Genomic DNA, 10,428 nt, shown 5'->3' on the forward strand with positions numbered 1-10,428 from the left:
GTGTTTGGAGACAGCCAGTTTACCAGCACCCTGTCTGTCAACTTCCACTTCCCCAAGATCCCGCGAAGAACCTAAAATGGGCCCGCCGCGGCTGAGCCGCCCTCTCACCCCTTGCCCTTCGGAGACGACATGACCCAGCACACCCCGGCCTACCCGGCATTCACCTTCTTCAGCCGCTTTGTCGCCGACATCCAGGCTGGCCGAAAGACCATCACCATCCGCGACGAGAGCGAGGCAAACTGGCGGCCCGGCCAGCGCCTGGCCCTGTTCACCAACCCGGAACACCAGCCTTTTGGCACCATTGAAGTCATCTCGGTCAAGGCGGTCGCCTTCGAGGCGCTGAGCGACGAGCACGCCCGTCAGGAGAACATGACCCTCCCCGAGCTTAAAGATGTGATCCGCGATATCTACCCCGCACTGCCGCCCCTCTATGTGATTGAATTCGTGCTGATTGAAGCCTGATTTTGTGAGCTGCCTCAGCTAACGCCGGTTGCGCTCACGGGCCAAAAGCGCACAATGACTGTTTTTATATACAGTCATTGGTGTCTTATGGAAAAACAACTCGAACCGGCCATCGCAGCCATGGTGGCAGACTTCATCGCCGCAGGTCGTCCCAAGGCGAGCCAGCTGAGCTGGCAGGCGCGCCGTGACGGCTACCTAGCCTCTGCCCTGTTGGGCGGTGAGCGGGAAGAGGTGGGCGCCATTGAAGAGTGGCAGGCCGATCACCACGCCATCCGCTGCTATCGGCCCGCAGACAAACCGGACCCCGCGTATCCGGTGCTGATCTATTTTCACGGCGGCTGTTTTGTCAGCGGGGATTTCGAGACCCACGATCGCCAGATGCGGATGCTGTGTAACCGGGCCAGTGCCCTGATCTTCGCCGTACACACCCGCCTCGCCCCGGAACACACCTATCCTGCGGCTCACGACGATGCGCTGGCCGCCACGCGGGCCATCATGGCAGAGGTGGAGAAATGGCATGGAGATCCGGCACGTCTCGCCATTGCCGGCGACAGCGCAGGGGGTCATCTCGCCCTGGTCACCACCTTGCGGCCCAAGGCTGCCAGCGCCCCCTTGCCCAAGGCCCTGCTGCTTCTCTATCCCATGCTGGATGCCCTCTGCGAGAGCCAAAGCTACCGCGATCTCGGTGACGACTACCTCATCACCCGGGACATGCTCGCAAGCGGTTTTCACGCCTACCTGGGCAGCCTGCCCCCCAGCCATCCCGAAGCCAGCCCGCTCCACCATCCCGCCCTGTCAGGATTGCCGCCGACCCATATCGTCACGGCGGAATATGATCCGCTACGCGACGAAGGGGAAGCCCTGTATGGCAAGCTGGTGCAGGCTGGCGTCGATGCCACTTGCCAGCGGCAGCATGGCGTCATCCACGGCTACTTCCAACTGGCGGCCATCAGCCCTGCCGCTCGTCAGCTCATCGACCAGATAGCCATGATGCTCAGAAGACTCTGAGTTGGAACCGGCCCCCAAGCCGTGTTAAAAGTGTCTCTTTTGAATCAGGGAGGTAACCCGAGTGTTCGAGATAGCGAGCCTGAAAGAGGGCATGATGCACGGGGTGGAGCTGTTCCAGTTGTTGCTGGAGATCATCTCCATCGCCTGCGTGGTCATCGGCCTTGGCAAGACCCTCTGGCTGGCGGCCAGAGTGCGGGATCACGAGCCCGGCTTTCCCCGTATCCGCCTCTGCTTCGGCAGCTGGCTCATCCTGGCGCTGGAGTTCCAGCTCGCCGCCGACATCCTGGCCACCACAGTGGCACCGAGCAAGGAGGAGCTGGTGCGCCTCGCCATCATCGCGGTCATCCGCACCTTCCTGAACTACTTCCTCGGCAAGGAACTCGATGCCCAGGCCGAGCGCCAGCAACCCGAGCCTGTCAGGTCACCTTCCCGCCCCGACGCCCGATGAGCGGGCTGAGTGGCACAAGGCCACGACACGGAAGGAAAGGCACCAGCCTGATCCCATGAAGAGGGCTCCCCGCGGGGAGCCCTCTTTGTATCCGATAGCAACCATCAGTCGTGCTTGCTGGCCAGCTCGTGGCGCTTCAATGCCAGCAAGGTGACCAGCAGGGCGGCGGTGGCGATCAGCGCCATGCCGATATAGGTGGCGCTGAAACCGGGTGCCAGTTCGGCCGGGCTCAGGCTGGCCAGATTGGGGCTGCTGCCTGCTGGCAGGGCGGCATGGAACAACACAGCGCAGATGGCGACACCGACCGCCCCGCCCAGCTCCCGGCCGAAGTTGAACAGGGACATGCCGATGCCGCGATCCTCCCGTGGCAGGGCATTTTGCACCACCACAGAGAGGGCCGGCAGCACCAGCCCGAGGCCAAGCCCGGCGAACCCCAGCCCCAGATTGGCAAAGAGATCGAAGTGAATTTGCCACAGCGCCAGCGCCGCCAGGGCGAAGCCCGTCACCACGAAACGCCGGTAGTGACCAGTGCGACCGATGAGCTTGCCGCCGACGAAGGCCCCCGCCGTGATGCAGACCATGAAGATCACCATGATCTCGCCACTGTCACTGGCGCTCATCCCCTTTTGCCACTGCATCTGCAACGGCAGGTAGACCAGCACGGCAAACATCAGCAACTGCGAAGCCAGCGCCAGCAGCACGCTCACCAGATAACCCGGCAGGCGCACCAGGTGGGCCGGCAGTATGGGGTCGTGCGCCCGCCGCTCAGTCAGGACCAGCAGCAACAAGGCCGCCCCCAGCGCAGCCGCGAGCCAGACGGCGGGCAAGGCCGCCTCCGGAGAGAGCAGCAACAGGGTGAGGGTGGTGACCGTGATGAGCAGTGCCGCTCCCTTCCAGTCGAAGCGGCTGTGGCGACGCACATTGAGGTGACCCAGATTGCGGTTCACCAGCCAGAGGGCGATAGCGCCGAGCGGCAGATTGATCCAGAAGATCCAGCGCCAGCTGAGCTGCTCGGTAAAATAGCCACCGAGCAGCGGGCCTGCGATGCTGGAGACCGCATAGACCGCCGAGATATACCCCTGATACTTGCCCACCTCCCGTGGCGGAATACAGTCGGCGATCACGGTAAAGGCGAGTGCGATCAGCCCCCCGCCCCCCAACCCTTGCAGCACGCGGGCGGCCAGCAGGGTTGGCAGATCCTGGGCCAGGGCGCAGGCCACTGATCCCGCCAGAAACAGGCCGATACCGATGTTGAGCATGCGTCCTCGGCCGAACATGTCGCTCAACTTGCCATAGATGGGCAGGGCCGCAGTGGCCGCCAGCAGATAGGCGGTCACGACCCAGGTGAGGGCGGCACCGGCGTTCAGCTCAACCCCTATGATGGGCAAGGGGGTGGTGACGATGCTCTTTTCCAGTGAGCCCAGGGCGATCACCAGGGCCACGTTCGAGAAGACGGTTTTGGGGGACATAGGCAAGCTCGCTCATGTGAGATATCGGCACAGGGGGTGCAAGGCACATTATTGTCTCATAAATCATTAGCCGATGGTCAAAACCACTGCCTACCATGATGAAGGTCGCGACATCTGCAAGCCGGATCTGCTAGGGTGAGTCTTTGCCGAAGAGGACGCCCCCCATGCCCCAGTCATCCCCCTGCGATCATCACCAGAGTGAACAGCCCCGATTCGACGAGTACGACGCCCTGATCTTCGACATGGATGGCACCCTGGTGGACTCCATGCCTCTGCACCTGGATGCCTGGGAAATCACCAGTGCCGAGTTCGGCCTGCCGTTTGATCGGGCACAGCTCAACGAGTACGGCGGCATCCCCACCCGCAAGATAGTGACCATGCTGGCAGAGCAGCACGGGATGACCGTCGACGTGGAAGCCTTTGCCCGGCGCAAGGTGGCCCTCTACCTGGCACGGACCGACGACGTCCGGGTGTTTCCCGCCATGTGGGAGCTGGTCAGGCAGTACCACGGCAAGGTCCCCATGGGCATAGGCACCGGCTCAACCCGGGAACATGCGGCGCACATCCTGCGTCAGACCGGGCTCGATGCCTTCATCTCCGTGCTGGTGAGTGCCGATGATGTGGTCAATCACAAGCCCCACCCGGACACCTTCCTGAAAGTGGCCGAACAGCTCGGCGCCAACCCGGCCAACTGCCTGGTGTTTGAAGACACCCGGATAGGCATTCAGGCGGGCAAGGCCGCCGGCATGACCACCTTGCTGGCCACCGAAGGGACGCTGCAACGGGTGTGAGCGGTGCGGGCCCATCCTAACCGACGGGCCCGCACCAGCTTACTCGGCCTCATTCTCCCCCTGCTTCCCACCTGCCGGTACCGGGCCGTCCGGCCGCTCAAATCCCAGATCTGACATGCAGTTGTCAAATTCCGACTCCCCCGGTTTGCCATGCTCCTTGCAGCCCTCAAACGCCGCTTTCATCTCGGCCGACAGCTCGTGCGGAGGCTTGGGCGGGGTACGGCTGCCCTGATCGCCCGCTGCGGCGGTCAGAGTAGTGAGGGAAAACAGCAAAGGCAGAACAATCTTCATGGTATGACTCCAAAACGGGTGGCATACACCGGCACGGTGCGGCGATGGCCCACGGCAGCGGGCGGCATCATGCTAGCGAATCGCCGCGAACTGATGGGTCAAGGGGAGGTAAAGAGGGTGTCAGGTCGGCGTAAATCCATAAAAAAACGCCCCAGGCGGGGCGTTGTTTTCATGGCGGCCATTACATGGCGTTGGTGGATTCGAAGATCTTGTCGGCCGACGCTTCGACGAAGCCAGGGTAGAGCACGCCATCGGCCTGCGGGTAGCGCAGGGCAAACTCGTAAAAGCAGCTCGGGATGGTGCGCACGCCGTCGCTGAAGGGCACCTCGGCCTTGTCTGCCATGGTGGAGGATTGCTCCAGCATCACCTCGGGATCGCCCTTCACCTCGCCGCCAACGGTGTTGAGCACGAAGCCTGCCGCCTTGAGTGCCGCATTCACCTGCTGGATGGTGTCGAAGTCCTTCAGGCGGTTGATGTTGACGGTGAAGTGGTTAGCACGATAACCCCAGGCGGCCATCCAGGCGGCATACTCGCTCTCTGCCAGCAGAGTCTGGTAGTCGGTGTGGGAGACCTGCCAGGGCGCGCCGGCGTAGAGGAAGGCCGGGGTGTCGGTGAGGTGATCGGGTACCTGATCCACCAGCTTGTGGATGATGGCCTGGGCAACTTCGGAGAGCTCTTCCACCTTCAGCTCGCTGATGAACACCTTGGGCGCATCAGGATCTTTATGCTCGAAGTGTTTGGCATAGAGCTTCTTGGCCTTGAATACATACTCGCCCTTCTCTTCATACCCCAGGGCGCGGAAGTGGGCCGCCAGTTTCTCGAGACCGAGCTTGGGCAGGTTGTAGGTCCGAAACGCCACATGATCGTTGATGATGGGGGCACCGCCGCCCAGCAGTTGATGAACCTTGTGAGCACTGGGGGTGACCTGAATGTAGTTGTCCCACAGATGGCCAAACAGGGTGTCGATATCCTTTTGCATCTCTCTTTCCTTTGATTGCGGGTACAGACTGGGGCACCTGTTCAGTGCCCCTCTTTTATTTTCTTGTTATCAGAAGGTCAGACCGGGAGACAGTTGATCCGGCATAGCAGCCTTGCTGTCTTCGACGGAGGCGACCGGGTAAGCACAGTAGTCGGCGGCGTAGTAGGCGCTCGCTCTGTGGTTGCCGGAGGCACCGATGCCACCAAAGGGGGCGGCACTGGAGGCGCCGGTGATGGGCTTGTTCCAGTTGACGATACCGGCACGGATCCGCTTGAAGAAGTGGTTCCAGTCCGCTTCGTTGTCACCGAGCAGGCCGGCCGAGAGACCGAAACTGGTGGCGTTCGCCTTCTCGATGGCCGCATCGAAGTCATCGTAACGAATGAGCTGCAGCAGCGGGCCGAAGTACTCTTCATCCGGCAGCGCGCTGACCGCGGTCACGTCGATGATGCCCGGGGAGACAAAGCCGGTGCCCGCTTCCAGGTGCTTGAGGGCAAGCAGGCTTTCGCCACCGAGGCGCTGCAGGTTGGCTTGCGCCTCGACCATGCCGAGTGCTGCCTTCTCGCTGATCATGGCGCCCATGAACGGCTGCTCGGCGGCGTCATAGAGGCCGACCTTGATCTGGCCGACCACCTCCACCAGGCGCTTGACCAGGGCATCGCCCCGCTCGCCGCGCTCGACAAACAGACGGCGCGAGCAGGTGCAACGCTGGCCGGAGGTAATGAAGGCGGACTGCACGATGGCATGGACGGCGCCGTCGATGTCGCTCACATCTTTCACGATCAGCGGGTTGTTGCCACCCATCTCCAGTGCCAGGATCTTGCCCGGCTGGCCGGCAAACTGCTGATGCAGGAAGTGGCCGGTACGGGAGGAGCCGGTGAAGAAGAGGCCGTCGATGTCCGGGTTGCCGGCCAGCGCCTTGCCGGTGTCGACCTCCCCCTGCACCAGGTTGAGCACCCCCTTGGGCAGCCCCGCCTCCTGCCACACCTTGACCATGGCTTCAGCCACCATGGGGGTCAGCTCGGAAGGCTTGAACACGACCGCATTGCCGGCGATGAGCGCCGGCACAATGTGGCCGTTGGGCAGGTGGCCCGGGAAGTTGTAGGGGCCGAACACGGCCACGACGCCATGGGGCTTGTGGCGCACGAACGCCTTGGCGCCCGGCATGGGGTTTTCCACCGTGCCGGTACGCTCGTCATGGGCGCGGATGGAGATGGCAATCTTGCCCTGCATGGCCGCCACTTCGGTGCGGGTCTCCCACAGCGGCTTGCCGGTTTCACGGGCGATGGTCAGGGCCAGCGCCTCCTTGTGCTCGCCGAGCAGGTCGGCATAGCGGCGCACGATGGCAAGGCGCTCTTCAAGGGCCAGATCGGACCAATGGTAGAAGGCCGTGCGGGCCGCCTTGACGGCCGCATCCACCTGGGACTGGCTTGCCGCCTCACCACGCCAGATCACCTCGTTTTTGGCCGGGTCGATGGATTCGAACGGCTTGCCTTCACCGGCCAGCCACTGGCCATCGATAAACTGGACTAAAGACATCATCAATTCACTCCCTGTGGGTACGCAGGCCGCTTCGGCAGCCTGTCTCAATGCTGTGCTGCGGGGCGGGTCAATCCAGATCGACGACGCGCACCATGTCGCCATTTTCCACCTTGAGGGCGGCCGCCATCTTGGGCGGAATGATGGCTTCGTGCTTGTCCAGATCGACCCGGATGTTGCCGTAGCAGGCGCGGTATTGCTCGAACCTGGCGTTGCAGATGAGGTAGGTATGGCCGCCGATGGGCTCACCCACCAGCACCGCCAGCTTCTGGCTGCGGCGTACGCTGCGAATGTTCTTCACCTCGCATTCGACAGTGGGGCCGGCGTCGAAGATATCGACATAGCCGCGATTCACGAACCCCTCATCCTGCAGCATCTTGAGGGCAGGCCGGGTCTTTTCGTGGGTCTTGCCGATGACGGCGCGCGCCTCGTTGCTTAGCAGATTGACGTAGATGGGGTACTTGGGCATCAGCTCGGCGATGAAGCGCTTCTTGCCGATGCCGGTCAGATAGTCGACTGTGGGAAAATCCATCGAGAAGAAATGTTTTTGCAGCCACTCGTAGAAGGGGCTGTGGCCGTTGCCATCGGAGACACCACGCATCTCGGCAAAGACGGTACTGTCAAACAGCTCGGGGTGTTCGGCCATGAACAGGAAACGGTGCTTGGAGAGCAGACGGCCGTTGAGCCCCTCGCGGGCGCATTCACGCAGAAACAGGGTGCAGAGCTCGGAGTTGCCTGTGTAGTCGTTGGAGAGGGTGAGGGTTTCCACGACATTGTAGATGCCGAGCTTGGGGGAGGAGTGCACCACCTTGCCGATGTGATAGTTGTAGAACGCCTGGGACAGGCCGACCGCCGCGTCGATGGCGCAGGTACCGACCATCTCCCCGGTCTCCAGATCCTCGGCCACGAAGAAATAGAGGCACTCGCCCTTGCCGGCGGGCTTGTCCAGGAAGGTCTGGGTCGAGGCATCGATCTTGCGTTGCAGCAGCTCGTCGTTGACCGGCAAGGATGTCATGCCGGTGCCGGATTCGATGGCACAGGTCTTGAGGCCGGCGAAGTCGCGCTGCTCGATAGGACGGATAACCAACATAAATGACAACTCCCTTTCATTGACGACAGGTGGGGTCCCGGCTCCTGCCGGGAGGGCTCCCCACCTCAATTTGGATCAGGCGTTGACCACCTGAGCGACCGCTTTCTCGAACCGGGCCAGCCCTTCCTTGATGTCTGCTTCCGGGATCACCAGGGAGGGGGCAAAACGCACCACGTTGGTACCGGCGACCAGCGCCATCAGGCCCTGATCGATGGAGGCGAGCAGGAAGTCGCGAGAGCGGCCCTTGAAGTCATCGTTGAGCACGGCGCCCAGCAGCAGGCCCTTGCCGCGCACTTCGCTGAAGCAGTGGTACTTGGCGTTGATGGCTTCCAGCCCTTCGCGGAACAGCTGCTCGCGCTGCTTGATGCCGCTCAGCACTGCCGGGGTGTTGACCACGTCGATCACCGCCTCGGCCACGGCACACGCCAGCGGGTTGCCGCCGTAGGTGGAGCCGTGAGTGCCCACTTTCAGGTGGGAAGCGATCTCGGTGGTGGTCAGCATGGCCCCGATGGGGAAGCCGCCGCCCAGCGCCTTGGCGCTGGTGAGGATGTCCGGGGTGATGCCCAGACCCATATAGGCAAACAGCTCGCCGGTACGACCGACACCGGATTGCACCTCGTCATAAACCAGCAGGGCGTTGTGCTTGTCGCACAGCTCGCGCACCCCCTTGGCAAACTCGTCGGTGGGGCTGATGATGCCACCCTCGCCCTGCAGCGGCTCCATCACCACGGCGCAGGTGTTGTCGGAGATGACGGCAGCCAGCTCCTCCAGGTTGTTGTAGGCGACGTGGGTGATGTCGGCAGGCTTGGGACCGAAGCCATCGGAGTAGGCAGCCTGGCCACCCACGCTGACAGTGAAGAAGGTACGGCCGTGGAAGCCCTGGTGGAAGGCGATGATCTGGGTCTTGTGGGCCCCGAACTTCTCGATGGCGTAGCGGCGGGCCAGCTTGAGGGCCGCTTCGTTCGCTTCGGCACCGGAGTTGCAGAAATAGACCTTCTCGGCGAAGGTGGCGGCGACCAGTTTCTTGGCCAGGCGCAGGGCCGGCTCGTTGGTCATCACGTTGGAGAGGTGCCACAGCTTCTCACCCTGGGATTTCAGGGCCTCGACCAGTTTGGGATGGCAATGGCCCAGGCCATTGACCGCGATCCCGCCCGCGAAATCCACATACTCGCGGCCTTCCTGATCCCAGACACGTGACCCCTCGCCGCGCACCGGGATGATTTTGGCCGGCGCATAGTTGGGAACCATCACTTCATCAAACACTTCACGTGTCACTGCCAACAACTCTGACATATTGCTCTCCTGCTATCTCGCGGCAGAATAATCCACCGCCCAAAAGTTAAATCCGTGTAAACGTGGCGGAATTATCACAGAAAAAAAGTAAAAAGTCTGTAACTTAACCGCCTATAAGGAACAATGTTCGATTGCCTTTGAGATTTTAGGCAACCGCATTGCATAACGGCTCAGGGGGTGTTGGCAAGAGATAATTTGGACAGGGAGGAGGGTGAATAAAGTCTCAGGGAAATTTTTTTTGCCTCATGACGGTTTTGAGACAGACATCGCAATTTTTTCAGGAAACGGCCAAAAAGTTGGCCAGCAACTGGTGCCCCTGTTCGCTCAGAATACTCTCCGGATGGAACTGCACTCCCTCCAGCGCCAGCGTTTTATGCCGCAGCCCCATGATCTCGTCCAGGCTGCCGTCGGCATGTTCGCTCCAGGCGGTGACCTCGAAACAGTCGGGCAGCGACGTCGCCTCCACCACCAGAGAATGATAGCGGGTCACCCGCAGCGGGTTGTTGAGCCCCTTGAACACCCCCTCCCCTTTGTGACGGATGAGAGATGTCTTGCCGTGCATCACCTGACGGGCACGCACCACCCGGGCACCAAAGGCCTGTGCCAGCGACTGATGGCCGAGACAGACGCCGAGGATGGGGATCTCGCCGGCAAAACGGGAGATGGCGGCCAAAGAGATGCCCGCCTCGTTTGGCGTGCAGGGGCCGGGAGAGATCACCAGATGGCGGGGGGCAAGCCGGGCTATCTCCTCCAGGCTCAGCTCATCGTTGCGCCTGACCACCACCTCTTGCCCCAGAGCGCCGAAGTATTGCACCAGGTTCCAGGTAAAAGAGTCGTAGTTGTCGATGAGTAGCAGCATGCAAACACCCTGGGAATAAGACAGAGACGGTGATCGGACAGCCCGTTGCGAGCGCGGGCAGACAAACGCCGCGCATTCTGGCATGTCTCATTGCGTTAATAAACCGGCGATCACCTCACCTGCTGTGCAGGGCGGGAGCACACTTTGTTGATATTTTAACCAAAGAATAACTGAGCCCGATAGTCGTCATTCCAGCCGGCTC

At 61.8% G+C, this 10,428-nt stretch carries 11 protein-coding genes; 4 read left to right on the forward strand and 7 right to left on the reverse strand.

Going from position 1 to position 10,428, the window contains the following annotated elements:
- Positions 1–129 precede the first annotated feature (129 nt).
- The 3 genes from yqfB to OKC30_RS17510 all read left to right on the forward strand — a co-directional run bounded on the left by yqfB (position 130) and on the right by OKC30_RS17510 (position 1,918).
- Positions 130–462: a N(4)-acetylcytidine aminohydrolase gene (yqfB, locus tag OKC30_RS17500; protein WP_042014549.1), complete on the forward strand. Its 333-nt coding sequence runs from the start codon at positions 130–132 to the stop codon at positions 460–462.
- 87 nt (positions 463–549) lie between these two features.
- Entirely contained in the window at positions 550–1,470 is a 921-nt protein-coding gene (locus OKC30_RS17505; protein ID WP_160838174.1) for an alpha/beta hydrolase, read from the forward strand.
- A gap of 61 nt (positions 1,471–1,531) precedes the next feature.
- Complete coding sequence (locus OKC30_RS17510) at positions 1,532–1,918, forward strand: DUF1622 domain-containing protein (protein WP_010673839.1); 387 nt, start codon at positions 1,532–1,534, stop codon at positions 1,916–1,918.
- Between the two features lie 104 nt (positions 1,919–2,022).
- Here OKC30_RS17510 and OKC30_RS17515 read toward each other — a convergent pair whose 3' ends face one another.
- Positions 2,023–3,387 carry an MDR family MFS transporter gene (locus OKC30_RS17515; RefSeq protein WP_160838176.1) on the reverse strand — a complete coding sequence of 455 codons (1,365 nt, stop codon included), beginning with the start codon at positions 3,385–3,387 and terminating at the stop codon, positions 2,023–2,025.
- 164 nt (positions 3,388–3,551) lie between these two features.
- Between OKC30_RS17515 and OKC30_RS17520 the strand changes: the two genes are divergently transcribed.
- Positions 3,552–4,178, forward strand: a complete 627-nt coding sequence (locus tag OKC30_RS17520) for an HAD family hydrolase (protein ID WP_160838178.1) — start codon at positions 3,552–3,554, stop codon at positions 4,176–4,178.
- Positions 4,179–4,217: 39 nt separating this feature from the next.
- Here the strand turns inward: OKC30_RS17520 and OKC30_RS17525 are convergent, their stop codons facing one another.
- From OKC30_RS17525 to OKC30_RS17550, 6 genes are all read right to left on the reverse strand, one after another.
- A complete protein-coding gene (locus tag OKC30_RS17525; protein ID WP_160838180.1) occupies positions 4,218–4,469 on the reverse strand; it encodes a hypothetical protein in 252 nt (83 codons plus the stop codon).
- Between the two features lie 181 nt (positions 4,470–4,650).
- On the reverse strand, positions 4,651–5,448 hold the full coding sequence (locus OKC30_RS17530) for a DUF1338 domain-containing protein (protein WP_103259708.1): 798 nt from the start codon (positions 5,446–5,448) through the stop codon (positions 4,651–4,653).
- Between the two features lie 69 nt (positions 5,449–5,517).
- The gene (gene astD, locus OKC30_RS17535) at positions 5,518–6,987 is read right to left on the reverse strand and encodes a succinylglutamate-semialdehyde dehydrogenase (RefSeq protein WP_103243572.1); all 1,470 of its coding nucleotides are present in this window, start codon (positions 6,985–6,987) and stop codon (positions 5,518–5,520) included.
- Between the two features lie 67 nt (positions 6,988–7,054).
- Positions 7,055–8,074, reverse strand: a complete 1,020-nt coding sequence (gene astA / locus OKC30_RS17540) for an arginine N-succinyltransferase (protein WP_010673834.1) — start codon at positions 8,072–8,074, stop codon at positions 7,055–7,057.
- Positions 8,075–8,149: 75 nt separating this feature from the next.
- Positions 8,150–9,367, reverse strand: coding sequence for an aspartate aminotransferase family protein (locus OKC30_RS17545; protein ID WP_039039586.1), 1,218 nt, complete (start codon positions 9,365–9,367; stop codon positions 8,150–8,152).
- A gap of 277 nt (positions 9,368–9,644) precedes the next feature.
- Positions 9,645–10,226, reverse strand: coding sequence for an aminodeoxychorismate synthase component II (locus tag OKC30_RS17550; protein ID WP_134996614.1), 582 nt, complete (start codon positions 10,224–10,226; stop codon positions 9,645–9,647).
- Between the last annotated feature and the right edge of the window lie 202 nt (positions 10,227–10,428).

The organism is Aeromonas sp. QDB18, from assembly GCF_027705325.1.
Lineage (GTDB): Bacteria > Pseudomonadota > Gammaproteobacteria > Enterobacterales > Aeromonadaceae > Aeromonas > Aeromonas caviae.

Excerpts from the sequence above, each read along its gene's own strand:
- yqfB (WP_042014549.1), top strand. The coding sequence starts at position 130 with ATGACCCAGCACACCCCGGCCTACCCGGCATTCACCTTCTTCAGCCGC.
- OKC30_RS17505 (WP_160838174.1), top strand. The coding sequence starts at position 550 with ATGGAAAAACAACTCGAACCGGCCATCGCAGCCATGGTGGCAGACTTC.
- OKC30_RS17515 (WP_160838176.1), bottom strand. The coding sequence starts at position 3,387 with ATGTCCCCCAAAACCGTCTTCTCGAACGTGGCCCTGGTGATCGCCCTG.
- OKC30_RS17520 (WP_160838178.1), top strand. The coding sequence starts at position 3,552 with ATGCCCCAGTCATCCCCCTGCGATCATCACCAGAGTGAACAGCCCCGA.
- OKC30_RS17525 (WP_160838180.1), bottom strand. The coding sequence starts at position 4,469 with ATGAAGATTGTTCTGCCTTTGCTGTTTTCCCTCACTACTCTGACCGCC.
- OKC30_RS17530 (WP_103259708.1), bottom strand. The coding sequence starts at position 5,448 with ATGCAAAAGGATATCGACACCCTGTTTGGCCATCTGTGGGACAACTAC.
- astD (WP_103243572.1), bottom strand. The coding sequence starts at position 6,987 with ATGATGTCTTTAGTCCAGTTTATCGATGGCCAGTGGCTGGCCGGTGAA.
- astA (WP_010673834.1), bottom strand. The coding sequence starts at position 8,074 with ATGTTGGTTATCCGTCCTATCGAGCAGCGCGACTTCGCCGGCCTCAAG.
- OKC30_RS17545 (WP_039039586.1), bottom strand. The coding sequence starts at position 9,367 with ATGTCAGAGTTGTTGGCAGTGACACGTGAAGTGTTTGATGAAGTGATG.
- OKC30_RS17550 (WP_134996614.1), bottom strand. The coding sequence starts at position 10,226 with ATGCTGCTACTCATCGACAACTACGACTCTTTTACCTGGAACCTGGTG.